This is a genomic window from Sporosarcina sp. SAFN-010 (assembly GCF_059415065.1).
Map to the genome: position 1 here is coordinate 563,819 of NZ_JBPFDS010000001.1, position 24,103 is coordinate 587,921.

The 24,103-nt window shown below is 43.3% G+C and carries 27 protein-coding genes and 1 riboswitch; of the genes, 7 read left to right on the top strand and 20 right to left on the bottom strand.

The genetic code is table 11. From position 1 onward, the window contains the following. Positions 1-89: 89 nt before the first annotated feature. Entirely contained in the window at positions 90-929 is an 840-nt protein-coding gene (locus tag ACR65F_RS02695; protein WP_039042392.1) for a MurR/RpiR family transcriptional regulator, read from the bottom strand. 106 nt (positions 930-1,035) lie between these two features. Between ACR65F_RS02695 and ACR65F_RS02700 the strand changes: the two genes are divergently transcribed. The 3 genes from ACR65F_RS02700 to ACR65F_RS02710 all read left to right on the top strand — a co-directional run bounded on the left by ACR65F_RS02700 (position 1,036) and on the right by ACR65F_RS02710 (position 1,953). After that, positions 1,036-1,362, top strand: coding sequence for a hypothetical protein (locus tag ACR65F_RS02700; protein WP_440503156.1), 327 nt, complete (start codon positions 1,036-1,038; stop codon positions 1,360-1,362). Positions 1,363-1,475: 113 nt separating this feature from the next. Further along, positions 1,476-1,739, top strand: coding sequence for an excalibur calcium-binding domain-containing protein (locus ACR65F_RS02705; protein WP_440503157.1), 264 nt, complete (start codon positions 1,476-1,478; stop codon positions 1,737-1,739). 28 nt (positions 1,740-1,767) lie between these two features. Then, entirely contained in the window at positions 1,768-1,953 is a 186-nt protein-coding gene (locus ACR65F_RS02710; RefSeq protein WP_125101823.1) for a hypothetical protein, read from the top strand. A 37-nt stretch (positions 1,954-1,990) separates the two neighbouring features. On the opposite strand, the gene ACR65F_RS02715 is transcribed toward ACR65F_RS02710, so the two are convergent. The 5 genes from ACR65F_RS02715 to ACR65F_RS02735 form a co-directional block, all read right to left on the bottom strand. Then, the gene (locus ACR65F_RS02715) at positions 1,991-2,491 is read right to left on the bottom strand and encodes a DUF1648 domain-containing protein (protein ID WP_440503158.1); all 501 of its coding nucleotides are present in this window, start codon (positions 2,489-2,491) and stop codon (positions 1,991-1,993) included. A 106-nt stretch (positions 2,492-2,597) separates the two neighbouring features. Beyond that, positions 2,598-3,824, bottom strand: a complete 1,227-nt coding sequence (locus tag ACR65F_RS02720; protein WP_440503159.1) for a DUF819 family protein — start codon at positions 3,822-3,824, stop codon at positions 2,598-2,600. Then, the gene (locus tag ACR65F_RS02725; protein ID WP_440503160.1) at positions 3,824-4,834 is read right to left on the bottom strand and encodes a dipeptidase; all 1,011 of its coding nucleotides are present in this window, start codon (positions 4,832-4,834) and stop codon (positions 3,824-3,826) included. Before ACR65F_RS02725 ends, ACR65F_RS02720 begins: the two co-directional genes overlap by 1 nt. Positions 4,835-4,957: 123 nt before the next feature. After that, positions 4,958-5,302, bottom strand: a complete 345-nt coding sequence (locus ACR65F_RS02730) for an antibiotic biosynthesis monooxygenase (protein WP_440503161.1) — start codon at positions 5,300-5,302, stop codon at positions 4,958-4,960. A 530-nt stretch (positions 5,303-5,832) separates the two neighbouring features. Further along, complete coding sequence (locus ACR65F_RS02735; protein ID WP_440503162.1) at positions 5,833-5,955, bottom strand: hypothetical protein; 123 nt, start codon at positions 5,953-5,955, stop codon at positions 5,833-5,835. A gap of 83 nt (positions 5,956-6,038) precedes the next feature. After that, positions 6,039-6,136: riboswitch (SAM riboswitch) on the top strand. A gap of 76 nt (positions 6,137-6,212) precedes the next feature. Between ACR65F_RS02735 and ACR65F_RS02740 the strand changes: the two genes are divergently transcribed. Further along, positions 6,213-6,500 carry a hypothetical protein gene (locus ACR65F_RS02740; RefSeq protein WP_039042399.1) on the top strand — a complete coding sequence of 96 codons (288 nt, stop codon included), beginning with the start codon at positions 6,213-6,215 and terminating at the stop codon, positions 6,498-6,500. A gap of 59 nt (positions 6,501-6,559) precedes the next feature. Here ACR65F_RS02740 and ACR65F_RS02745 read toward each other — a convergent pair whose 3' ends face one another. The 14 genes from ACR65F_RS02745 to ACR65F_RS02810 form a co-directional block, all read right to left on the bottom strand. After that, positions 6,560-7,441 (bottom strand): DMT family transporter, encoded by an 882-nt coding sequence (locus tag ACR65F_RS02745; protein WP_440503163.1) that lies wholly within the window; start codon positions 7,439-7,441, stop codon positions 6,560-6,562. 62 nt (positions 7,442-7,503) lie between these two features. After that, a complete protein-coding gene (locus tag ACR65F_RS02750) occupies positions 7,504-8,280 on the bottom strand; it encodes a sulfite exporter TauE/SafE family protein (protein ID WP_440503164.1) in 777 nt (258 codons plus the stop codon). Between the two features lie 61 nt (positions 8,281-8,341). Further along, positions 8,342-8,569 carry a sulfurtransferase TusA family protein gene (locus ACR65F_RS02755; protein WP_039042402.1) on the bottom strand — a complete coding sequence of 76 codons (228 nt, stop codon included), beginning with the start codon at positions 8,567-8,569 and terminating at the stop codon, positions 8,342-8,344. 19 nt (positions 8,570-8,588) lie between these two features. Continuing rightward, positions 8,589-9,710 (bottom strand): MBL fold metallo-hydrolase, encoded by a 1,122-nt coding sequence (locus ACR65F_RS02760; protein ID WP_440503165.1) that lies wholly within the window; start codon positions 9,708-9,710, stop codon positions 8,589-8,591. A gap of 33 nt (positions 9,711-9,743) precedes the next feature. Beyond that, the gene (locus ACR65F_RS02765; RefSeq protein ID WP_039042404.1) at positions 9,744-10,139 is read right to left on the bottom strand and encodes a DsrE/DsrF/DrsH-like family protein; all 396 of its coding nucleotides are present in this window, start codon (positions 10,137-10,139) and stop codon (positions 9,744-9,746) included. A 4-nt stretch (positions 10,140-10,143) separates the two neighbouring features. Further along, a complete protein-coding gene (locus tag ACR65F_RS02770; protein WP_440503166.1) occupies positions 10,144-10,707 on the bottom strand; it encodes a sulfurtransferase TusA family protein in 564 nt (187 codons plus the stop codon). A 38-nt stretch (positions 10,708-10,745) separates the two neighbouring features. After that, complete coding sequence (locus ACR65F_RS02775) at positions 10,746-11,042, bottom strand: rhodanese-like domain-containing protein (protein WP_039042406.1); 297 nt, start codon at positions 11,040-11,042, stop codon at positions 10,746-10,748. Positions 11,043-11,383: 341 nt separating this feature from the next. After that, on the bottom strand, positions 11,384-11,770 hold the full coding sequence (locus ACR65F_RS02780; protein ID WP_440503167.1) for a DUF302 domain-containing protein: 387 nt from the start codon (positions 11,768-11,770) through the stop codon (positions 11,384-11,386). A gap of 63 nt (positions 11,771-11,833) precedes the next feature. Further along, positions 11,834-13,474, bottom strand: coding sequence for a glycerol-3-phosphate dehydrogenase/oxidase (locus ACR65F_RS02785; RefSeq protein WP_440503168.1), 1,641 nt, complete (start codon positions 13,472-13,474; stop codon positions 11,834-11,836). Between the two features lie 84 nt (positions 13,475-13,558). Next, positions 13,559-14,245, bottom strand: a complete 687-nt coding sequence (locus tag ACR65F_RS02790; protein WP_039042511.1) for an MgtC/SapB family protein — start codon at positions 14,243-14,245, stop codon at positions 13,559-13,561. A 390-nt stretch (positions 14,246-14,635) separates the two neighbouring features. Further along, positions 14,636-15,922, bottom strand: coding sequence for an amidohydrolase (locus tag ACR65F_RS02795; protein WP_440503169.1), 1,287 nt, complete (start codon positions 15,920-15,922; stop codon positions 14,636-14,638). 18 nt (positions 15,923-15,940) lie between these two features. Further along, positions 15,941-17,464 (bottom strand): AbgT family transporter, encoded by a 1,524-nt coding sequence (locus ACR65F_RS02800; protein ID WP_125101841.1) that lies wholly within the window; start codon positions 17,462-17,464, stop codon positions 15,941-15,943. A 14-nt stretch (positions 17,465-17,478) separates the two neighbouring features. After that, positions 17,479-18,906, bottom strand: coding sequence for a M20 family metallopeptidase (locus tag ACR65F_RS02805; RefSeq protein WP_440503213.1), 1,428 nt, complete (start codon positions 18,904-18,906; stop codon positions 17,479-17,481). Between the two features lie 324 nt (positions 18,907-19,230). Then, a complete protein-coding gene (locus ACR65F_RS02810) occupies positions 19,231-20,634 on the bottom strand; it encodes a YfcC family protein (protein ID WP_440503170.1) in 1,404 nt (467 codons plus the stop codon). Between the two features lie 114 nt (positions 20,635-20,748). On the opposite strand from ACR65F_RS02810, the gene ACR65F_RS02815 reads away from it, so the two are divergent. Genes ACR65F_RS02815 through menC form a run of 3 tightly spaced genes read left to right on the top strand, consistent with a single transcriptional unit; the run spans position 20,749 to position 23,860 of the window. Beyond that, positions 20,749-21,564, top strand: coding sequence for a MurR/RpiR family transcriptional regulator (locus tag ACR65F_RS02815; protein ID WP_440503171.1), 816 nt, complete (start codon positions 20,749-20,751; stop codon positions 21,562-21,564). A gap of 14 nt (positions 21,565-21,578) precedes the next feature. Then, positions 21,579-22,712 carry a M20 peptidase aminoacylase family protein gene (locus tag ACR65F_RS02820; RefSeq protein ID WP_440503172.1) on the top strand — a complete coding sequence of 378 codons (1,134 nt, stop codon included), beginning with the start codon at positions 21,579-21,581 and terminating at the stop codon, positions 22,710-22,712. Further along, positions 22,712-23,860 carry an o-succinylbenzoate synthase gene (gene menC / locus ACR65F_RS02825; RefSeq protein ID WP_440503214.1) on the top strand — a complete coding sequence of 383 codons (1,149 nt, stop codon included), beginning with the start codon at positions 22,712-22,714 and terminating at the stop codon, positions 23,858-23,860. The genes ACR65F_RS02820 and menC overlap by 1 nt, the downstream gene beginning before the upstream one ends. The last annotated feature ends 243 nt before the right edge of the window (positions 23,861-24,103 follow it).

A 24,103-nucleotide genomic window follows, 5' to 3' on the forward strand; every position in this document is an offset into this window, starting at 1 on the left:
CATTGGCTTCATTGTACGCTTTAAGGAAATTACAAGTCAATAGTTTAGTTGAATTATATGAAATGTAATTTCATTTTATGCAAAACTCATTATCTTCTTAATTTCACCGCCTGTTCCCGAGCATTCTGATACCGATCTATAATGGACTCGCCCATTTGGTTTACTAAACTAATATACAAGCTATCGATTACTGTAAGTTGAGTCATGCGAGACGTAATACTTCCAACGCGAAAATCCTTCTCAACATTCGGTGTTGCGAGTTGAATATCAGATTCCTTCGACAAAGGAGATTTGTTCAAGTTTGTAATAGTAATTAGAGTAGCTCCTTGCTTTTTCGCAAACCTGGCGAGTTCAACAACATCCTTTGTTTCACCAGACATACTGATTGCGACAAACACATCATTTTCGCTTAAAAAAGGGATAACCGAGAGCATGTAATGGAAATCCGCATGATACTCCACTTGGTACCCGAGTTTAGCAAACTTGAATTGAGCATCCATCGCTGCAATCGCTGAGCCACCAACTCCGTAAAACAATATCCGGTGCGCCGATTGAAATGCTTTTACCGCCTTTTCGAGTTCTTTCTTTTCAATTGAAGCAAGTAACAAGTCGATTGCTCCACGATTCACATGTACTACCTTTTGAAACAACTCATATGGAGAATCTTTTTTCTGTGTGATTGAAAAGTCAGTTATGTATTCTTCCGTAGTTGCAAGCTCTTGTGCCAATAAAATCTTGAACGCTTTGAAACTACCAATCCCCACTGACTTGGTGAACCTAACAACAGAGGCTTCACTGACGTCAGTCTTTGCAGCCAATTCTCTCGTAGTCATCGTTGGGATCAGTTCCGCATGATTCAGGATATACTCCGCAATTCTTAGCTCTGTTTTTGAAAATCGATTCAATTGACTCCTAATTTGTCCTAACATTCTGATTGCCTCCTACTCTATTCTTTCCATTATGACCGAAGTGAGAGCCTTTTGACAATGTTCATTTGCAAGTTACTGATATTGCTGGAACTGTGGCGATTAATTGGTGGCGCTTGTCGCGTTTAAGGATGGGCTACCTCTCTGTCAGCTACATTTCCTCCGTTCTCCGACAGTTATTAAGGTTTGTCAGACATATGGTGAGTTTTCTTCGACACTGGACGAAGTTTCTCCATCACATATGCTAATTTCTCCGACACTTAGCGAAGCTTCTCGATATCGAGACACAATTCAATCGCTTAAAGAGATTAATTGGTGGCGCTTCGCGCGTTTAGGAATGGAAATGCGCGAGTCGAATCGGCCAGAGCAAGCCTATTATCAGTCAGTTGACAAGTACAATCGACCAAAATGCATGATGAATCGGCCACATGAGTAAATTAATCGAAATCCATGTATAATTCATCAATTTATTCAATAATTTGTCTTTCCATCCAACTGGAAATGTTGTATGATTATCTTAAAATTCAACAATTGAATGGAGCGCTTATGATGAAAAAAATTGGAGCTGTTCTGACCACTACAGTATTAGCACTCGGCGTCGCAACAATCCCTGCACCACCTGCTGATGCTGCACCCACTAAATTCAAAAATTGTACAATGCTGAATCAGACGTACAAAGGCGGAGTGGCGAAGAACGCTACTGTACGCAACAAAGGTGGAAAGACAAAATATGCGCCGACTGTAAACACTGCCTTGTATAACAATAATAAAGGCCTGGATCGAGACAAAGACGGCATCGCTTGCGAACGATAAATTATTTAAACGCGGGGGAGGGATTGTATTGACGAGTAAGAAACTCTTTTCCATTGGATACCTTATATACGTAATTGCCCTAGCTTGTGCTTATTTCATCGTCGAACCACAAAATATTCTAGCTCCCGTTTTGGCACTCACCTTGTTATTCGGTGTCTATCAAATCTATATTTATATAATTCGTCCTAGACGACAATTGAAGTCCCAACAGTAAAAGAAGCATCCTCCACTAGTCTGGAGGATGCTTCTTTTCATTTTATCTTCCTCTGTTGAACCACACCTATATAGATTACGATAAACATTAGCGCAAGTATGCTGCCGAAACCCCATTGACTCATCGCGTTTGAATCACCAAGTCCGACGCGAACGATTTCCCACTGGGTATAAGCCATTAAAAGAAGTGAGAGGTTTTTCACTCGGTTTAAGAGTTCCCGGCTAGATTGATAAAAACGCGGCGCGTTCGTTTCATTTAAACGCCTGGGATAGTTATGCCACTCTGGATGACGTTCCAAAAATTCAAGCAACGCAAACAGTCCCACACTAATCATCGGTACTAACAACAAGACCCATTTCGATCCATAGTTATCTACTTCCCCTAATGCGTTAAAGTGGATTGGAACCTGCTCAGGTAGCTGATTCCATTGAAAAAGGGTATAGAAGATAACTGCGATAAAGAGCCCGATGGCAATGAGGTCAAAAACTCGATTGATCCTTGTTTTGTGGGTTTCTACATGTTGGGGTAGCTTTTGCATGTCGTTCACTTCCTTTTCTTATCTACTCTTTAATTTACGAAAAGATGTAATGAAAGTTTCAGTTAATGCACTCATACTTCTAAGATTCTATTTTACCTTTTCATGCTCAAATTAATGTTGAAAACCAAAGACCTAGCACCGTACCGATGTAATTTCCGATAATATAGCCAAGGGTCCCAACGACCAATATTGGGCCAATCAAGTCTTTCCACCCTTTTGCGATTGCTAATGCAGCGGCAGTCGTTGGCCCACCAATGTTAGCATTACTCGCTAAAAGTGTATCTTCCAAATTAGCATTCAACAGTTTTCCTGCCGTCAACGAAACGACCATATTGACCATGACAATGATGAATACGAAAACGAGAAGCAATGGTGCATTTTGTACGATTAATGGAATCGATGCCGGTATCCCAATTACCACAAAGAATAAATAAATCAAAAATGTCCCGAACTCTTGGCTGCCATTGATCTTTTCAAAATAAGATGGAAACAATGCTAATACAATAAACGTCACCGTAGTCAATACAAGGTATTTATCGCCAAAAATCGCATGTGCCAAGTTCATAATTCCTGAAACATTCTCACCAGAAGGAATTAGCCCCCCAATAAACTCTGCTAGTTTGAAAGATACGATAACAAGGAAGAAAGCTGTACCAATCGCCATTGCGATATCTTTTAACGATATGTCTTTTCTCTTCCAGAAACTTTCCGCTAACGTCTTCCCATCTTCTTGCGTAACTCCGTTTTCCACTTGATCGATATGTGGTGTAGAATAACGTTTTCTAAAGAATCCGATTGTCGGAATTAGCATCAAGATGACAAAGTAGACAGCCATCATCAAATTATCTGCGACGACTGTTGCTGAAACGAGATCCCCAGGTGCTTCAAACTTTCCTGCCATTGCCGCAAAGTTCACACCGCCTCCGACGTACGACGCGCTGATCATCCCTCCGATTTTATCTAGATAAGGGATGTGATCTTTCAATAGAAAGAAGCTAATGATGGTTCCAGCGACAGTTCCGATTGAGCTTAATAGAAATAGCGCGAGTAGTTTACCACTCTCGGTCCATATTTTCTTAATGTTTACATGGAAAAGTAAGAGCGGAATTGCGAGTGGGATAATGACACCCCACACTGCGTCGTATACTGGAGATTCAGTAGGTATGATGCCTGTATTTGAGAGAAAAATAGCGCCAACTAGCGCAATGATTGCACCAGAAATCTTGGAGGCCCAACTGAAACGTTGTTCTAAATAGATACTGAGAGATGCCACGACGACAATGATTCCCCATAGTGTGAGCGTGTCGTCAGGCTGAATCCATGTATTCGTCATTATGTACGCCTTCTTTCTGATATCAGATTGGCCATGAACCGCTCTGCATTTTTGTAACTGATTGCTTCAATGTCATCTTGAGAATACCCACGGTGTTTCATCTGTTCCAGTAATGCTGGAACTTTCGTGACATCTTCTAGCCCTTCCGTTAATACATCCATCCCTCCGCCTAGCGGATGATCACTTAAGTAATCAAGAAAGTCGAAGCCAAACGCAACGTGATCGATGCCTGCAATGGATACGATATGGTCGATGTGATCAATAAATCGGTCAACGTTTGGATGCCGTTCATCTACAAATTCACCATAAGCATTCAACCCGATTAACCCCTTTCGTTCGGAGACGATATGGATTTGATCATCCGATAAATTCCGTTCATGATTGCATACAGCTCGGGCGTTACTGTGCGAAGCGATAATGGGAGAGGTTGTGTTGTGGATGACATCCCAGAAACTTGGTTCATCTAAATGGGAGACATCGATGATAAAGCCTGACTTTTCCGACTGGGCTAGCAAATCGAGCCCAAGTGAAGTTACCCCTAGTTCCCCCTTGATAGAAGATGCTCCCGTCCCGCTCGCGAAAGCGTTTTGTTCGTTCCAAGCCATGATGATGTGTTGAATATTTTTTTCTTTCATGAATGCGAAAGCGGTGTCGATCGTTTCATTTTCTGACTTGGTAATCCACTGATCTAAGGAGGATAAACCCTCTATACCTAGATAAACCTTAACTTTCCCATCTGAAATAGTCTCTTCCTGAATACCATCGATAGGCTGAACAACCGCGTGCTTTGACTCTAGTAAGTCTGCCTCAACGAACTTGATAAGATCATGCAAACGCTCTAGTGGTTGATGAGAAAAAATAGGTTCTGTCCAAAACACACATATGATTGAACTTACACCCCCTTTTTTCAGTGTTGGATAATGGATTCTGTCAAAAACGTTCGTCTCCCCACGTGCTCTTCGGAAGGCGATGTCCGTAAACAAATCTGAATGTAAGTCGAAAACTTTCATAGAATCCTCCCTTATAAATATTCTAATATATTGGAATTTATACATTGTATCATATTTATCAATAGCTACTTTTACTTTTCCATAAAAAAAGCTTTGCACGTGGCAAAGCTTTTGAATCAATTTTTATTTTGCTGGTAAATGTTGAACCATTGTGACGTACGTAGATAATTCAGTACCAAGAATCGGATTATGCGGCGGTTTACCAGTTTGGTTCTTCTCTTGTTCAGCTCGAATCTTCGCCTTTTCGATTGCACGCTTTTCGCGCCACTCTGTGAAGTATTTTTCGTCTTCCCAAGTCGTGCAAACATGGAGTTCATCATGATCTTCAGTACTTTCTTTCATCCACAATTCCATCCGAACAAATCCCGGAAAAGTATGGACGGATTTTGGTTTTGCGAAGCGTTCCGCAACTTCGGCTCCTTTTCCTTTTTCGATACGAATCACGTTCACTGCTGTCATCTGGCTCATACGAGCGCCTCCTTTGTAGTTGGCAAATCCACTTTTTTTGAGATCATGTGTCACTGCAAACGTGCTAATGACTTCTTACTCAAGCATACGCCTACCCGAATCCCCAGACAACGCTCCCACCACTGAAATAGGGATTTCCCTTGGCTCAATTGTGTCTCGATTCCGATTAATTCTGCGATGTTACCGATTCTTTGCTAAATAATACCGATTGTTGCCAGGATGTTGCTGATTACCACTGCCGAATTGCCGATAACTGAGCACATCTTGCCGATTCTTCCACACAGCGGGATTGCCCAGCTTTCAACAAGCGAAGCGCTACCAATTAATCCCTAAAACCAGGTGAGTTGTGTCTTGATTCCGATTAATTCTGCGATGTTACCGATTCTTTGCTAGATAATGCCGATTGTTGCCTGAATGTTGCTGATTACCACTGCCCAATTGCCGATAACTGGCCCCTTCTTGCCGATTCTTCCACACAGCGGGATTGCCCAGCTTTCAACAAGCGAAGCGCTACCAATTAATCCCTAAAACTACATGAGTTGTGTCTCGATTCCGATTAATTCCACGATGCTACCGATTCTTTGCTGGATAATGCCGATTGTTGCCAGGATGTTGCCGATAACTACTACCAAACTTCCGATAACCGTCCCCATCTTTCCGATTCCTCCAACCGAAGGGCATATTGCCCTGCCCACCGCGATATGCTACACTTGCTTTAACTAAATGAACGACTCTTTTCTTATCCAGAGAGACCGAGGGACTTGGCCCGATGACGTCTCAGCAACCTGCTCACGCAAGGTGCTGCTGCCAACAGGGAAACCTGGCCGATGAGGAGAATTTGCGCTTAAGCAACTCTTCTCTGTTCGGGGGAAGAGTTTTTTGTTTGGCAAATTTTAGAGGAGTGATCCAAGTGGGTACGATTGAACGATTTACTGCACAAAAGGAACAGGTTATAAAGGAAGAACCACATAGCTCTGCAGGAGCCATGAAGCGTCATCAAACGTTTGCACGTGTACAGCAGGAGATCGATTACTTCGACCAAGGCGATTTACTTTCTAAAAAAGCGTTGCAAAAAGAACTGCAAGAGATTGCGGAATTGCAACGACAGGCTGACGAACTTGCACTGCAGATTCAAACACGCAAACAGAAGTTGCTCAAAGACACGTTCGGACCTGATGCGACTCAACTATTCAAATAACGCAAAAACCCTCTTCCCCACGAAAACTCGTGAGAAAGAGGGTTTTATTCATAACAAAACTATTTTTTCTTTGCCAATTCTGCAGGCACTTCTTCCCCGCCTCGATTGCGTAAAAACATGTAAAATGACGCGCCGAATATAATGAAATAGCCAATGAAGCTATAGACATCCGGAATTTGTCCAAGTAACACAAATCCGAGGATTGCAGAGAACACGACCGTGAAATAGTTGAACACTGAAATCTCTTTTGCCGGTGCGTATTTGTACGCAAGTGTAATCCCGAATTGACCAACTGTGGCGAACACTCCTGCTGCTAGTAAATACACGGTCTGTTGCAGCGACATGGGTTGATAGGTGAAAATCACGAACGGCAATAGCACAACGGTCGTGAATGTCGAGAAGTAAAACACGACGGTGTAAAACTGCTCACGGCCACCAAGTGCTCGTAATACGGTGTATGCACCACCTGCAAAGACTGCGGATAAAACACCAGCTGCATACGGAACAACATCGAGTGAAAACGATGGTTTGATGATGAACAACGTCCCGAGAAACGCGATTAAAATGCTATACAACTGAAATGGTTTTACATGCTCTTTCAAAAATATCGCCGCAAACACAATCGTAATGAACGGGCTCATTTTATTCAGCATATCTGCATCCGCAAGTACGAGATGGTCAATCGCATAGAAATATAACACGATGCCGATCGCACCGAGTGAAGAACGCAACAGCAACAAACGTTGGTTTTCACGCTTGCCGAACAGTCTTTCTTTGTAATGAATAACGAAGAAAAATGCAATGAACATTGATACGCCATTGCGGAAAATCGTTTTCTGCATCGTCGGGACATCCCCCGATAACTTCACGAATGCGGTCATAAGTGAAAATCCGAGTGCCGACGCTAATAGTAATAAAATTCCTTTGTTGCGATTTGTCATAAGAGCCTCCGGTTGAAAAACAATACAAGTCGTATCTTATCATACACCGATGACCGAATCAGTTATAACAAATCGCTCCATATATTGATGGCAGTCGCTAAAATCAGCACCGCAAGAATCCATTTCAGCACATTTGGATTCACTTTTTGTCCGAATTTCGCGCCGAGTGGTGCAGCAATGAGTGCCGCGACAATCAAGACAATCGCCGGTCCCCATAATACTTGCCCCGTCGCGATTTTACCTGTCGCAGAACCAATTGAGGAAATGAATGTGATTGCAAGAGATGAGGCAATTGTTATTCGGGTCGGGATTGCGAGTACCGTTAACATGATTGGAACGAGCACAAACGCTCCCCCCGCTCCAACAACTCCTGATGCTATTCCGACGACAAAGGCGAGTCCAGCCGCAAGCCACTTATTGAACATCACTTCACTCGCTGGTCGCTCCTCCACCTTTTTCCTTGGAATGAATAACAGAATTGCCGCCACCACTGCAAGCACACCGTACACCATATTGACCGCTTGCTCAGATAGCAAACTCGAACCTAGCCCTCCGATGAAACTCCCAACTAGAACCGCTCCACCCATATAAAGGATGAGCGTCTTGTGCAGAAGTCCTGTTCCACGATATGCCCAAACTCCCGCAATCGTAGCAAAGAAGATTTCTATTGCACTGATTCCACTCACTTCATGGGCAGTTAATGCGGTTAATCCGAATAACGGTGGGATGTATAGGAGCATCGGATATTTGACGATGGCGCCGCCGATACCTGCCATTCCGGATAAAAACGAACCGACAAACCCGATTAAAAATAAAACGACAATGAAACTAACACTCATCTCTAATACCTTCTTTCAAGAAAAAGAAGGAGGCACACATATCCCCCTTCTCTTTTCAAACTTATCCTTTTTTAATGAAGAATGTATAGACATTGTCTGACTCTGTTTGCTCCAGCAATTCATGTCCACCTGACTTTGTCCAAGCGGTCAAATCAGCTTTCGCACCTTTGTCTGTCGTCTTCACTTCAAGGATTTCTCCTGAGTTGACTTCTTTCATCGCATTGCGTGTTTTTACAATTGGCATCGGGCAAGACAGTCCCGTTGCGTCTAAAAAGTGATCTGCTTTCATTTTTAAAATTCCTCCTTAGTTATCGTACGGCACAACGATTCGGTCCAATTTCCATCTCTCGCTGTGTTTCAGCGTCTGGAGTGAGCACTCCCATATTGGTTTTTCGGATTTCCTGATAGGCATTTGGCTGTGGGGGCAAGTTTTCAGTTACAAGAACACGGAATTCGTTTTCATCCTCAACTTGCAAGCCGTGGTTTTCTGAAAATAATGTACTTAGTTGCTTAGCAACGCTGCCGTCTGCATTCACTTCTTTCATCTCCATGAAGTGCGCTGGTAGCACGATGAGGTCCTCAGATAACTGTTCATAGCGACTGTAGAGTGTTGTTCGTAAATCTCCTACCCAATCATCCGCCATCCCTGCAAGGTCAGGGCGTCCAATCGAATCAATGAACAAAATATCTCCAGTGAGTAAGTAAGCCTTATCCACGACAAACGACGTCGATCCGCTCGTATGACCAGGTGAGAATACCGCTTCTACTGAAGTTTTGCCTACAGTGACGCGAAGCCCATCTGCTAGTTTGTGATAGTCAAAGACGACTTCCTCCGCATCCTGACTCGGCAAGTAATAGGTCGCACCTGTTACTTCGGCAATGACACGTCCACCAGAAATGTGATCCGCGTGCAAATGCGTGTCGAATACGTGCTCAATCGTTGCGCCCTTTTCTTTCGCGAAGTTGAGGAACACATCCGTCATGCGTGTTGCGTCGATGACTGCCGCTTTACCCGCGTCAATCACCATATAAGAGAGACACCCTTTGCCTAGACGGACAAATTGATAGAGTTCTCCACCACTTTTCAACGTGCCCAATTTCACAGGCTCCAAGTATTCACTCCAAGCTTTCATGCCGCCTTCGAGATATGCAACGTCCATCCCCTCATCAGAGAGCATTTCCGCTATCATTTGTGATGATCCTTCTTTAGCACAGACAACCAGAATATCACGGTCCGCTGGTAATTCTCCTTTGATTTTATCGACACCATCCAATAAATCGAAGTATGGAATGTTCAAGTACTCAATAGATTCCCCTTCAATTTTCCAATCTGTAAACGCATCTTCATTACGCACATCTAGGATGAAGAGAGGCTTTTTGTCGATACTGTACCTTGCAACTTCTACTGGTTTCATAATACGAACTGCCATGATTGCTACCCCTTTCTATGATTAATTCACTAGTTAAAATGTTAGTGTCACGTCTGCTTCTTTCGCAAACTCCAGGAATGTTACTGCGCCGCCAACTTCGATACCGTCTACAAATGCGTCAACTTCCAATCCCATAACGTCCATTGTCATTTGGCACGCAATGAATTTCACACCAAGCTCTTGCGACATCGCAATCAGTTCTGGAATGGCTGGTACATTTGCATTTTTAAATCCTTCTGCAAAATGCTCTTTCCCTTCAGGTAGTGGAAGGTTGGCTGATGCTTGTTTGTGGATCAAGTTCAACCCTTCAAACGTGAAGAAGATTGTTACCTCGTGTTCGCTTGCAGCCGCTGCAGTAGCGATATTGAATACTTTGTATGCGTCAAAAAGTTCTCCATTTGCTGCGATAATTGCTGTACGTGTAGTCATGATTTCAGTTCCCCTTTTTTGTTTGTTTTGTCCACTCGGTCATGCCAGGCACGACGTTGTATAGGTTTTTGAATCCGTTTTCTGCTAGTTGGATCCCTGCGATTCCACTTCTTCTGCCTGTTTGACAGATGAGATATATGTCTTCGCTTTTGTTCAATTCATGCATTTGTGATTCAATTTCACTTAATGGAATATGAAGTGCGCCTGGAATATGCTCTTCTTGGTATTCCTGCTCTTCCCGCACATCAACGATTGTGAGTGATCTGTCTTCTTCCACTTTTCTCACAAAAGACTCCAAATCCATTACAGGAATTTCTTCTTTCACTTCAATCAGAGCACTATCTTTTTTCAAGAAGTGATGCAGCACATTACCTTCTGTTTCAGTTCCTAGATAGGCATGACCTGAACTCGTGGCCCACGCTTTTATATCAGCTGTAGAACCTTTGTCAGTCGCTAATACTTCCAGTACGTCCCCCGGTGACAAACCCTGGATTGCTTTTCGCGTGCGCACGATTGGCATCGGGCATGCAAGCCCTTTTGCATCTAGGGTATGAGCAGTTTCAATCATACGATCGCCTCCTTTTTCATCTGTAAATGCAAATGTATTTATTCAGTAGAACCGTCCCAAGCCATCATTCCACCTATCATGTTCGTTGCTTGGTAACCGTGATCTTCAAGAAGTTGCACGGCGCGACCACTGCGTCCACCTGAGCGACATACCATAATGTAGTTTGTTGCTTTATCCAAGTCTTGTAGTTTGAATTCAAGAAGACCAAGCGGAATGTGTGTAATTCCAGGAATCCTGCCACTTTCAACTTCATCGGTTTCTCGCACATCAATCAAATGAATAGGTTGCTTATCAGCTAGTAGCTGTTGTACTTCTTGTGGTGTTATTTCTTTCATTGCTATCTTCCGCCCTCCAATTACCCCCAAGGGTATAATTTTAGATAAAAAATATATGCGGGATTGAATACCCTACACCGTATATTACACGGTGTATCTTTGATTGTCAAAGAACGTGTTTTGCCTGATTGGGAAATTAGATACCCTCATGCTCTGGGGAGGGCAAGTTTCTGAGCACTTTCCGTGATTTATGAGCGGAATCTCAGCTTTATGATCACTTTTCAAGATATATGAGCAATCTACAACTTTCACAAACACTCATGCAGGTTGACTATATCTTCCCCCTCTAACACAGCAAAAAAACGCCTCCATCCAAGGAGGCGTTTAAAATGTTTCGTGCATTATTCAGCGGCTTGATTGATGCAATTGATTAGTTGTTGCTCTACTTCTTTTGCAGTGGTAAGTATACGTTCGTCACCAAAGCCTTCCATCAGTTTCGTAGGCAAAGGCATGGCAATCTTAACAGCTTCATCTTCTTCAAACACGACAATCTTACATGGTAAGAAGGCTCCTGCTAGCAAATTCTCATTCAATACATTTGCTGCGATAGAAGGTTTGCACACTTCAAGAACTGTATACGGCGCTGGCGGCTGAACCCCTTTCTCCTCCAGTTTCGCACTCAAGTCAAAGTTCCAAAGCACCCCAAATTTTGCTTCTTTCAAAGATGTTTCAATCGCTTGTATCGCTTCGTTTCGTGTTTTAGTAGTTTCTTTAACATATGTGCTCATAGAATAGTTCCTCCTCTACTTCAAGGCTGTCCTTAATTTTCCCTAAACAACTAGCAAGTAAACTTACCCCTTCGCGTCTGCTAGCCTTGCTTCGAGTTCTTCACTGTACTGGTTTGTTTGTTCACTTGACCAATCAAGAACTTCCTTCATATAAGAAATGACATCCTTTTTCCATTTCTCGACCCAGTGAATATCAAAGAATATGGCACCTGTTCTGCGCATGAAGTAATCTACTGGTGTTATCGCCATTTCATACTCAATTGCATAGAGCAATGTCAGTTGGATAGCGAGTGGAAGTTGACTAGATGGATTTACACGGCTCACGAGTTGTGCGACTTGGTTCGTATTTGTACCATACATGGATGCGATATTGAGGCCATCCTGGAAAGATAAACCGAGTTTCGTCAGTTCCTTGGCACGATCTTCCACATATGCTCGGTAGTCTCTGGATCTATTGAACTCTCCGCCTGATAAACGCAAATTTCTCGTCACGCAAGGACCTACTTTAACGCCTTGAACCTTCAATTTCTTGCTTATAATATCGGTGATTTCTTCCGCCATTTTCCTATATCCAGTCAACTTGCCACCCGCGATGGTTAACAAGCTTGTCGATGATTCCCACACTTCGTCTTTCCGGGAAATTTCTGATGTTCCTTTTCCTTCTTCTTGGATGAGCGGACGCACGCCTGCCCATGTAGACTCGACATCATTCATTCCGACAAACGCCTTTGGAAACATTGTAGTGATTGCGCGTAATAAGTATTCTTTATCTTCATTAGTCATTTTAGGGTTTTTCAGATCAGCTTCATAGACTGTGTCCGTAGTGCCGACATACGTTTTCCCATTGCGCGGAATTGCAAAGATCATTCGACCGTCTGGCGTGTCAAAGTAAATGGGCTGATGGAGTGGCAATACGGAACGATCGAATACTAAATGGACGCCTTTCGTCAACAGCAATTTGTTGCCTTCCACTTTTTCGTCAAGGTCCATCACTTGTTCCACCCACGGTCCTCCCGCATTCACGACAATTGTGCCATGCGCATTGGACGATTCGTCCGTGAGCTGATCGACCAACTTGACACCATTCACTTTCCCTTGTTCATCATACAAAAACTCAGTAACTTTTGTGTAATTAATCAAATCTGCCCCTTGCTCATAGGCTTTTTTTGCGACCTCCATCGTTAATCGGGCATCATCTGTTCGATACTCCACATATTCGCCGCCACCAATTAATCCTTCCTCATTCAGGAGTGGTTCATGTGTGAGCACCTCTTCTTTCGTTAGCATTTTTCTTCGTTCAGACTTTTTCACACCTGCCAGAAAATCATACACTTTAAGACCGAATGACGTCGATAGTTTGCCAAACGTTCCGCCTTTATAAAACGGTAGTAACATCCATTCCGGATGGGTCACGTGAGGTGCATTTTCATAGACAATTGCACGCTCTTTCCCAACATCCGCAACCAGCTTCACTTCCAGTTGTTTTAAGTAGCGAAGGCCGCCATGAACCAATTTTGTTGACCGGCTTGAAGTTCCCGCCGCAAAGTCTTGCATTTCTATAAGTAGCGTTTTTAGCCCACGCGATGCGGCATCCAGCGCAATCCCAGTTCCAGTAATACCGCCGCCAACGACGATGACATCGTAATGAGCGTTCGTAAGTTGTTGTAAAATATGAGTTCGATTCGTGTGCGAAAATGGCTTCATGAGCAAATCGTCTCCTTTTTCTAGACCGTATTAATAGATTCTCTCCTTACTGTACGCGTTCCGTTGTGCAAAGTCCTGCATTTACTAGGTCATGACTTCAACTGTGTGAACGAATTCAATTTGTTTAATTAAATTATAGATTTCTGGAAGGGTCCTTTTGGCAGACACTCTTGCTTTGATCTCCAACAAATGCATATCTTCCTCATCAAGATCTTTAATGCGGGATTGGAATATTTTAAATCGTTGCCGTTGTAATTCCAACATCACCGTTTCGATACTCGACTGTTCGTTCACTTTGATTCGGAATGTAAGTTCCTGGTAACGCAACCGTTTTGGTCCGTATTTAATAATAATGTATGGGATCAGTTCGACACTCAGGATGAGTAATAACACGCCGAAAATGGCTTCCATGTAAAAACCTGCACCTACTGCAATCCCAATTCCAGCCGCTCCCCAAATCATAGCAGCTGTTGTTAGCCCAGAGATTCTCTCATTCCCACGGCGTAAAATTACACCAGCACCCAAGAAACCGATACCCGATACAATTTGTGCAGCTAAACGGAGAGGATCCATCTGAATTTTGACTCCGCTCATACTATCCGGAAACGTGTACGCCGATTCAATGGAAACAATCGTCAACAAGCAACTTACGATGCTAATAACAAGACTCGTTTTTAATCCTAGCGGTTTACTTTTCAGTTCCCGTTCCAATCCAATTATTAACCCAAGTACTGCAGATATGCTCAACTTCATGATCATTTCTGCTTCCATCCAAAAGTCCATTTGCCCCACCTCCTGAACCGATTGTTTCTATAAGTGTATTTTCAGTGTACTCGAAGAATGCCACAACATGCTAGAAAGTGAATACAGATGTGTAGTTTCGTAGGCGATCTATCTCGTTGCAAGGCTCCTTCCAGGTTCTCCGACAGTTGTGGGTCATTGTCCGACACCCCCCTGCTTTCTCCGACACTTGGGTGAAGTTCCCGATCACCTCTGGCCATTTCTCCGACACCTAGCTCAGTTTCTCGATAACGAGACACAATTCAACTTCTTTAAAGGATTTATTGGTAGCGCTCCGCTTGTTTAAAGATGACCGATCTCCGCATCAAAAAACCCCCAGCCTGACCGTTTCATAAACGGCCCGACCGGGGATCTGTTATTCTATTCTCTACCATTCAAAGCAAGTACAGTCCGATACAATACATCGACTGCCACTGGCAATGTATCTTCCTTAATGTCAAAGCGTTCGTTGTGATGACCCGCTGCGAGCTCTGTACCAAAAATACAGTACGTCGCCTGGCCGTGGTTCTTTTTCACGCGTTCCATAAAGTAGGTCGCGTCCTCGGAACCTGCTGATGCATTGTCTGCATTGTGCACTTTCGTAATACCCATCGTCTCGTTTGCTACTGCACCTACCATTGCCGCGAGACCTTCTGAGCATTTGCAACTGATAGCCTCACCGACGATGTCGATTGAACACTCCACGTCATACATGACAGCCGCACCACGCAGTACGTTTTCTGCTTGACTGCGAATGAAGTCATTCACAGCGGAAGTTTCACCGCGAGTCTCTAATTTCATAGATGCCGTATCTGCAATGACGTTACGTCCACCGCCACCTTTGAGTTCACCAACATTCACACGAGACGTTCCTCCTGAGTGACGAGAAATCGCGTGCAAATTCAACGTTGCGCTGGCAGCTGCGAGTAACGCGTTCTTCCCTTCTTCCGGCTGCGCTCCTGCGTGAGATGCACGTCCTTTGAAAGTCACATCCATTTTCGTAGACGCCATAAATCCGTTCGCCGCTGAAACAAACTCACCGTGCGGAACACCTGTGCCGATGTGGATTGCAATGAAGAAATCCGCATCATCGACCACACCTGCTTCTGTCATCGATTTCGCACCGCGAGCCCCTTCTTCAGCCGGTTGGAATACAATGCGAATTGTTCCGTTAAAGTTTTCCGGATCTTCCGCTACCAGTGTCGCAAGCCCAAGTCCTATTGTCGTATGTGCATCATGTCCACACGCATGCATGGAGCCTTCTGCGATGGAGCGGAAACCAAGTTTGCCAGGAACGTGTTCATCATCTGTAGATTCAACTATCGGTAACGCATCCATATCAACACGAAACACAGTGACAGGCCCTGGACGTCCTGAATCCCAATCCGCTACAACGCCTGTAAATCCTTCTTCGAAATAAGGCAAGAACTCTTCGACTGCTCCATTTTCAACAGCCCACTTTACATGAGCTGCTATCTGTTCATCTGAAGGTTTACCTAATATTTCATCTTCGACCATTACGTCTTTTGCGAGTCGGACATCAAAACCGAGACGCGTCACTTCAGCTGCGACAATGGAAGCTGTCCGCATTTCCAAAAATCCTTGCTCAGGATGACGGTGCAAATCGCGTCGCCATTCTGTTAGTTGTTCGTGTAACTTTACAACCATCTTGCTACCCCCTAACCGTTATTTCAAAAATGGTGTAATGCCTGGTCCGAATGGAATGCCTGCATAGAAGAATAACAGAATGAGCAAAATCCAAGCAATCAAGAAACAAATTGAGAATGGAAGCATTAGAGAAATGAGCGTTCCGATTCCTGCTTTTTTATCGTATTTCTGCATGAATGTCAGAACGACAACCATGTAAGGTAATAGCGGAGTAATGATGTTTGTCGATGAATCGGCAACCCGATATGCGACTTGTGTAAATGCTGGGTGATAACCGAGTTGCATGAACAGTGGGACGAAAATCGGTGCTTCCAATGCCCACTTTGCAGATCCGGAGGTAATGAGGAAGTTCATAAGTGCCGTGAAAATAATGTAGCCAATAATGAGACCCATTCCAGTAAAGTTGATAGATTCTAAGAACATCGCTCCGTTTACTGCGATCCATGTTCCAATGTTTGACCATCCGAAGTAGGCAATGAATTGTGAAATCGCGAAGATCAGCACGATATAGCCTGACATGTCTTTCATAGACTCAGCCATATAACCCGCGATATCTTTTCCGCTCTTAATCTTCCCAACCGATATTCCGAATGTAATCCCTACTACTAAAAATAGGAATAAAATAATTGGAACAATCCCTGAGATGAACGGCGATGGAATCATTGTGCCACCTTCGCCTCGAAGCGGACTGTTTGGCCAAAAGATTCCTACTACAAGGATTGCAACATATAAGAGACCTGCAATTACTGCGTTGCGTAAGGCTTTTCCTGACCGTGGATCTTCTTCTTCCACTTCCAATTCAACAGCATCGCCTTTGTATTTTCCTAAACGCGGCTCTATGAATTTAGATGTGATAAATCCTGCAAGCAATGTAAGCATGAAAACAGAAACAATATTGAAATACCAGTTATCGACTGGTGTTACGATTATTGAGTCATCTACAATCTTTGCAGCTTCTGTTGAAATACCAGAAAGCAAAGCGTCCGTTCCAACGATGAATAGGTTCGCCGTAAATCCAGCACCCGCTGAAGCATAACCAACTGCTAGACCTGCGAGTGGGTGACGTCCTACTTTGTAGAAAATCATTGCAGCAAGCGGTGGAACAAGAAGCATCGCTGCGTCTGACGCAATGTTCCCCATAATCCCTACGAATGCGACCGCATATGTAAGCAACCAAGGGGGCGACTTCATAATCGATTTCTTTATAGCATAATCGAACAAGCCAACTTTTTCAGTAAGACCAATCCCTAGCATCATCGCAAGCACGATACCAAGTGGTGCAAAGCCTGTAAAGTTCGTAATCATGGATTCTAGAATGTACTTTAATCCTTCACCCGAGAGTAAGTTGTTGATCGGCAATGTTTCTCCTGTACCTGGGTGCTTCACCGATGCGTCAAACAGACTGAAGATGAACGATGCAATCATGACCGCTACGGCCATGCCTACGAATAGAATAAACGGATCCGGTAAACGGTTCCCCACTCGTTCGATGCCGTTCAATGCTTTGTTAAAAAACCCCTTCTTTGCTGTTTCCACTCTCATTCCCCCTATTCTTTTCAGCTACCGAGCGGTGAAGGCTGAACGCCTTCAGGTATCGGACATGTGTATGGATTTTCTTTGGCAAACTCGACAAACTCATCTCGAATCGGCGCCAGTAAATCTGTGTTTTCAAAAATTTTGAGTGCTGTGAGTGCCATGGATGCCCCTGCTCGCAGCATTCCTTTATGTGCATTTGACGATAACCCTTGGCTCGTCATCTGCCACGTATGCAACGGTGTTCCTAGGGCTGATGTAGAAGTCGACAATTGTGCGGTCGGCAAAATCCAGCTAACATCCGATACGTCTGTAGACGCCGTCAAAATTTCAGTTGTAATTTCATAAGGTGCAATGCAATCCGAGACGTATTTCCCTACGAATTCAGAACCATCCCCTACATAGCCAAACCCTTTCATCACGCCAAGGTAATCTTTCTGCTCTGGCTTTGATAGCGATTCAAAGATTCCTTTTGCATACTCTTTTTCATCATCCGTCGGCGGCTCAATTCCGATTTCTTGTAAGCTTTCATACAAAATCTCTTCAAGTGCCCGGTTCGGAATGTAGTTCGAGCAGGCTTTATCCACTTCAACGGTTACTTTAGTTTCCGTCATAAGGGCTGCTCCTTCTGCAATTTTGTTCACTCGCTCAAACAAATCCATGACACGTTCTGTATTGACATCACGAACTAAGTACAGCACTTCCGCATTCGCTTGAACGACGTTTGGTGCAAATCCACCTGTATTCGTAATGGCATAGTGAATGCGTGCCTGGTCCGGCATATGCTCTCGCAAATATTGAACACCCGTATTCATGAGTTCAACAGCGTCAAGTGCACTACGTCCTAAATGCGGTGAGTTCGCGGCGTGTGATGGTACACCTTTAAAGCGATAAAACACTTGAATGTTTGCAAGTGTACTCAAGCTCATAATGCTGTTTGTTGGCGATGGGTGCCAAGTGAGTGCAAGATCAGTTCCGTCAAATACTCCCTCACGCGCCATGAACGTCTTGCCGGAGCCCCCTTCTTCCCCAGGACAACCGAAGAATTTCACGGTGCCTGTTAACTTGTGTTCTTCTAAATACGCTTTCGCTGCGCATGCTGCCGCAAATGCACCGGTTCCGAGTAGATTATGTCCGCAACCATGACCAATATGACGCTCCCAGCGTTTTTCTTCGATAGAGTTCGGTTCCTGACTTAGCTCAGGCAACGCATCGAATTCCCCCAGAAACCCAATGACTGGATGCCCTTGTCCAAAAGTCGCTGTGAATGCGGTTTCAATTCCACCAACACCGCGTTCCACTTTAAATCCTTGCTGCTCACATTGCTCAGACAAGTACTTGGCAGATTCATATTCCTCAAAACGTGTTTCAGGATGATAAAAAATGTATTCGCTGACTTGTTCAAAATAAGTAGCATGCTGCTTTAAATAGTCTTTTGTGAATGCGTGCAAACTCACTTGCCTCTCCCCCTTTAATATATTGAATACAAATAATAGACTGACTATATAGTAAATAGTATTTCAAGATTCGTCAATACACGACATATAATTTGTTAAAAAATGATTATCAGAAAAGAAAAAGTAGAACTATTCATCCATCCTACTATTTTTTTAAGAAAGGTAGACCTTTAAATTTCCCCTTTCAATAAATAAAGTGAAAAAAATAGAGCTGTCTCAAAAGTTCATGGAACAACATTTTGAGACAGCCTATTCCGAGTTTTGTGTATCAAGTTAGTAATTGAAACGAACTACCGTCAAGGGGATTCTGCTTCCAGGTTACATCGGACCCCAATTAATCAGTACGCCTATAATAAGGAAGATAATTCCCAGGACAGTCCAAATCAGTAACAGTGGGAAAACGAAGCGCACCCATTTCGTCCATGAGATTCCTGCGATCGCTAAGTTTGCCATAAGAATCCCTGAAGTTGGTGTGATGACGTTTGTAAACCCGTCTCCCATTTTGTATGCCTGAACTGCTACTTGACGAGGAATTTCCATCAAGTCGGCGAGCGGGGTCATGATTGGCATGACGATAACTGCCTGACCACTTCCGGATGAAACGAGAATATTGAACAATTCGTTTGCTATGAACATGACCACAGCACCGCTGACACTTGTAAATGGAGTCATTACGTGCGCCATTCCATTAACGATGGTGTCCAGAATGTTCCCTTTTTCAAGAACAACAACGATTGAACGAGCCATACCAATAATCATGGCACCATAGACTAATCCTTTCGCACCCTCGAAGAACTCTAAAACTAATCGATTTGGTGTTAATTTTGCAATGATTGCAGTTCCGACAGCAATGATTAAGAAAATAGCTGCCATTTCATTTAGTGACCACTCGAATTTAAATACGCCGAATACATAGGTAGCGATACCTAAGACCAGCCAGATAAGTACTAACTTATGAGTGCCTGTAATTTCGACTTCTTTATTTAACTCATCACGTTCTTCAATTTTCGGAAATGGGTTTGAGCCCAATACACTTTTCGAAGGATCTTTTTTAATCTTTTTCACATACCAAGAGACATACAGTATTGTCGTTAATAGAATGACGATATAAATAATAATACGATATCCGATTCCTGAGAATAAGGGCAACTGAGCAATTTGTTGTGCAGTCCCTGTTGTCAGTGGATCTAGAAATGCCGTATTAAATCCTGCGTATGCTCCCAAGTAAATAATTGAGACACCCACTACAGCATCTAACTTCATCGACCTCGCTAAAATGATTCCAATCGGGATGAATGCAATAACGGCATTCACGATAATTCCCAAAGTTCCGAAAACAGAAAACAGAACCATTACAATTGTGATTAAGACAAGCTCTTTGTTCTTCGTCTTCTCAATCGTTTTTAAAATCATGGCGTCAATCGCGCCTGTCGATTCAATAACTGCAAACGAACCGCCAATGATTAACACTAAAAAGATTAGTGGCGCAGAACTGATCATTCCTTCCTGTATCGCAAGAAATACATCAATGAGACTGGCCGGTGTGCTGGCAACCTGTTCGTATCCATCCGGAACGACAACTGTAACTCCATCAACTTCTTCCCGTTGAAACTCCCCTGCTGGAATGATATACGTCAAAACAGCCATAAGTGCCAATATTAAAAAGAGAATTACGTATGCATCTGGAATGCCTATCTTTCTTTTCCGTTGTTTTTTCTCCATCAAAACACCCCTTTCTGAATTGTCGTAACATTTCGTTGACTAACACTATAGTAAAGCTTATAATTCATTTTGACAATAATAATTTATAAGATTCATTCGAAAGTTGGAGAGTTCATGGACTTTAAAGAAAAAACAAAGGCGGCCTATCCAGATTTAACCTCAGGCTTAAAAAAGGTCGCTGAAGCTTTATTAATTAACCCAATTATGTTTGCTACACATCCAGCAAAAAAGATTGCAAGCTTAATTGACGTAAGTGAAACGATGATTATTCGGTTCGCAAAATCAATTGGCTATCCTGGTTTTGGAACGCTACAGACCGAAATTCAGCGTAGTCTTCTGTCGCTCACGCCACCAAGCGGAGTCGACCCCCACACCGTTTCCGATCCTTATTCAGGAGTGATGGAGAGCGACAGTAAAAATATTGCTCAAATCGCAAACCAGTTAGATTGGAATACCACGGAAGCAGTTGTAGGCCATTTATCCGCTTCTGCTTCTGTGAAAATAGTTGGTTATTACCAGTCCTATGCATATGCACACTGGTTCTCGTTTTTACTCAATAGTTTACTGGGCAACACATCGCTCTATCATCCGGAGACTGAAATTGGTATTTCTACTTCCGGTAAAGAGAACTGCGTCGTACTTTTTTCATTTTATCGGTACGCACTCGGTTCAATCCGATTAGCGAAAGAAGCGAAAGAGCGAGGGAATACCGTAATTATCATTACGGATTCGCTCGTGAGCCCCGCCAATGAGTTTGCAGATTATACCCTTGTCATACCGATTTCCCAGAAATCGATTTTGGAAAAGGGACCTGTGACGTTTTCATTTTTGAACAGCATCCTTCTTCATATTGCCAAGAAAAATGGAAAACTAAGTTTTGTGAACCCGACAAGTAATTATTTCATCAATGAAGACACTGATAAAAATTGAAAAGGAGTTTTAAAATGACCTCATTCAGCAAAGAGAAAGTATCCGAAACATTCGCTCACTTACATGCTAATCCTGAATTGAGCTGGAAAGAGATTAAAACGACAGAATTTGTTAAACAAAAGCTTGAAGAAGCTGGCTGTAAAGTTCGTGTCTTCGAGGATTGCACAGGAGTTATTGGGGATATTGGGAATTTTGATAAAGGGAATCCAATCATCGCTTTAAGAGCGGACATGGATGCTCTATGGCAAGAAGTCGATGGAAAGCTTCAGGCGAATCATTCATGTGGTCATGACGCCCATATGACCATGGTTCTAGGGGTACTCTGGAGACTGAAAGACACTCCTGAGTTACTTGAAAATATGGGCGTCCGCTTCATATTCCAGCCTGCGGAAGAAGTCGGCGCCGGAGCGTTGAAACTTGTCGAACACGGTGTCGTGGATGACGTAGATTATTATTACGGGATCCATTTGCGTCCTTTCCAAGAAACAGAAAACGGTAAGGCAGCCCCAGCTATTATTCATGGTGCGACCGGATCTATTGAAATAGAGGTGCGCGGGGATGATGCACACGGAGCACGTCCACATTTGAATTCGAATTCGATAGAGGTAGGAACGTACTTAGTGAACGCCATTCATACGATCTATCTAGATCCTACAATTCCACATTCAGCAAAAGTCACTCGTTTCCAAGCGGGAGGACTAAATACCAATATCATTCCCGGTAACGCCTCATTGGCAATAGACATTCGAGCTCAAACGAACGAGCTGATGGAAGAGTTACAAAAGAAAGTATACGCAGTGATCGACTCTGCAAATGAGCTGTTTGAATCTAGTGTAAAAATCACTAATGAGCATGGAATTGCAGCAGCTTGCGTAGATGCTGATGCACAAAAAATCGCACAGCGTGCAATTGAAATGAGCCTTGGTAAAGAAAATACTGTAGAGCCCATTCTTACACCAGGTGGAGACGATTTCCACTTTTACACCATCAAAAAGCCGCATTTAAAGGCAACAATGATCGGGCTAGGTTGTAATTTATCGCCCGGTCTTCATCACCCCAATATGACATTTGATAGAGATGCGATGTACAACGGCATTGACATCTTGACGACCATTGTCAAACTACACGCTGAAGGAGGCGTTGAATGATGCAATCTATCCATATTAAAGAGGTAATTCTCCACCATACGAAGGTATCGCTAATTGCCCCATTTACAACGAGTTTTGGAACAATGGAGCAAAAAGATGTTTGCCTAGTCGAAGTAGTAGATGATACAGGGGTTTCCGGCTGGGGAGAAACCGTTACAAGTAACGAGCCTTATTATAATGAAGAGACTACCGCAACAACCGTTTACATGTTGAAAGAATTTCTTATCCCTCGTTTGTTGAAGAAAGAGATTTCTCATCCTAACGAAGTACACGATATGCTGTCGTTTGTTAGAAGAAATAATATTGCAAAAGCGGCGATTGAGACTGCAATTTGGGATGTATTCGTTAAGAAAAATCATACATCCATTGCAAAATTACTCGGTGGAACACAAACAGAAATCGCAGTGGGTAAGAGCATCGGTATTCAAGACACTCCTGCTAAATTGGTTGAAAAGGTCCGAGAGTTTGTTGATGAAGGTTTTAAAAAAATTAAAGTGAAGATTAAGCCTGGAGCAGACATAGCATATCTAAAAGCTGTTCGCGATGCATTCCCAACTATCCCTTTGATGGCGGATGCAAACTCAGCTTATACACTTAAAGATATCGACCACTTAAAAGAGTTGGACTCCCTGAACCTTATGATGATTGAACAACCTCTAAGCCATGACGACATTGTGGATCACCGGATCCTACAAAAAGAACTCACAACTCCTGTCTGTTTAGATGAGAGCGTCCACTCACTTGACGATGCGCGAAAGGCGATTGAATTAGGCAGCTGCAAAATCATTAACATTAAGATTGGACGCGTCGGTGGCTTATATGAAGCAAAACGTATTCATGATTTATGTATGGAACATGACATTCCCGTTTGGTGTGGAGGAATGTTAGAAACAGGGGTTGGACGTGCGCACAACATCCAGCTGACTACATTAAAAAACTTCACGATTCCCGGTGACACAGCGCCGTCAGCACATTATTGGAAAGAAGATATTGTAACACCGGAAATTGTAATGGATCACGGTATCATTCAAGTTCCTTCCGGAGATGGAATTGGGTACGAAGTGGATCGGGATAAACTGAGCAAGGTATTGATCAGTTCTGAACGTATTACTGAAGTTGATACGACTCATCCAATACCTAGTGCGTGACTGGTTGAAAAAGACTGTCCAGATTGTCAGTAGAAACTGATCCTTGTGGCAACCTATTCTTTTGACAACACAATTCATCTAGATGAATTGTGTTGAAGGGAATTTCAAAACTATAGATTAAGAAGTCACGGTGATCGAAGCAAAAGGTGGCGTCTCCGGAGGGAATACTATTGGAAACAACCTAAGTTTGCGGCTTCCTGCCACAACGGTTGCATGACCTACGTCCTGTAGGCCCGCGTCCAC

Coding starts and splice junctions, on each gene's coding strand:
- ACR65F_RS02765 (WP_039042404.1), bottom strand. CDS start 10,139: ATGACTACACGTACAGCAATTATCGCAGCAAATGGAGAACTTTTTGAC.
- ACR65F_RS02720 (WP_440503159.1), bottom strand. CDS start 3,824: ATGACGAATACATGGATTCAGCCTGACGACACGCTCACACTATGGGGA.
- ACR65F_RS02695 (WP_039042392.1), bottom strand. CDS start 929: ATGTTAGGACAAATTAGGAGTCAATTGAATCGATTTTCAAAAACAGAG.
- ACR65F_RS02800 (WP_125101841.1), bottom strand. CDS start 17,464: ATGAGAGTGGAAACAGCAAAGAAGGGGTTTTTTAACAAAGCATTGAAC.
- ACR65F_RS02815 (WP_440503171.1), top strand. CDS start 20,749: ATGGACTTTAAAGAAAAAACAAAGGCGGCCTATCCAGATTTAACCTCA.
- ACR65F_RS02775 (WP_039042406.1), bottom strand. CDS start 11,042: ATGAAAGAAATAACACCACAAGAAGTACAACAGCTACTAGCTGATAAG.
- ACR65F_RS02735 (WP_440503162.1), bottom strand. CDS start 5,955: ATGGGGACGGTTATCGGAAGTTTGGTAGTAGTTATCGGCAACATCCTG.
- ACR65F_RS02730 (WP_440503161.1), bottom strand. CDS start 5,302: ATGAGCCAGATGACAGCAGTGAACGTGATTCGTATCGAAAAAGGAAAA.
- ACR65F_RS02770 (WP_440503166.1), bottom strand. CDS start 10,707: ATGATTGAAACTGCTCATACCCTAGATGCAAAAGGGCTTGCATGCCCG.
- ACR65F_RS02725 (WP_440503160.1), bottom strand. CDS start 4,834: ATGAAAGTTTTCGACTTACATTCAGATTTGTTTACGGACATCGCCTTC.
- ACR65F_RS02760 (WP_440503165.1), bottom strand. CDS start 9,710: ATGGCAGTTCGTATTATGAAACCAGTAGAAGTTGCAAGGTACAGTATC.
- ACR65F_RS02705 (WP_440503157.1), top strand. CDS start 1,476: ATGAAAAAAATTGGAGCTGTTCTGACCACTACAGTATTAGCACTCGGC.
- ACR65F_RS02795 (WP_440503169.1), bottom strand. CDS start 15,922: ATGGTTGTAAAGTTACACGAACAACTAACAGAATGGCGACGCGATTTG.
- ACR65F_RS02780 (WP_440503167.1), bottom strand. CDS start 11,770: ATGAGCACATATGTTAAAGAAACTACTAAAACACGAAACGAAGCGATA.
- ACR65F_RS02715 (WP_440503158.1), bottom strand. CDS start 2,491: ATGCAAAAGCTACCCCAACATGTAGAAACCCACAAAACAAGGATCAAT.
- ACR65F_RS02820 (WP_440503172.1), top strand. CDS start 21,579: ATGACCTCATTCAGCAAAGAGAAAGTATCCGAAACATTCGCTCACTTA.
- ACR65F_RS02755 (WP_039042402.1), bottom strand. CDS start 8,569: ATGAAAGCAGATCACTTTTTAGACGCAACGGGACTGTCTTGCCCGATG.
- ACR65F_RS02785 (WP_440503168.1), bottom strand. CDS start 13,474: ATGAAGCCATTTTCGCACACGAATCGAACTCATATTTTACAACAACTT.
- ACR65F_RS02750 (WP_440503164.1), bottom strand. CDS start 8,280: ATGAGTGTTAGTTTCATTGTCGTTTTATTTTTAATCGGGTTTGTCGGT.
- menC (WP_440503214.1), top strand. CDS start 22,712: ATGCAATCTATCCATATTAAAGAGGTAATTCTCCACCATACGAAGGTA.
- ACR65F_RS02790 (WP_039042511.1), bottom strand. CDS start 14,245: ATGGAAGCAGAAATGATCATGAAGTTGAGCATATCTGCAGTACTTGGG.
- ACR65F_RS02745 (WP_440503163.1), bottom strand. CDS start 7,441: ATGACAAATCGCAACAAAGGAATTTTATTACTATTAGCGTCGGCACTC.
- ACR65F_RS02810 (WP_440503170.1), bottom strand. CDS start 20,634: ATGGAGAAAAAACAACGGAAAAGAAAGATAGGCATTCCAGATGCATAC.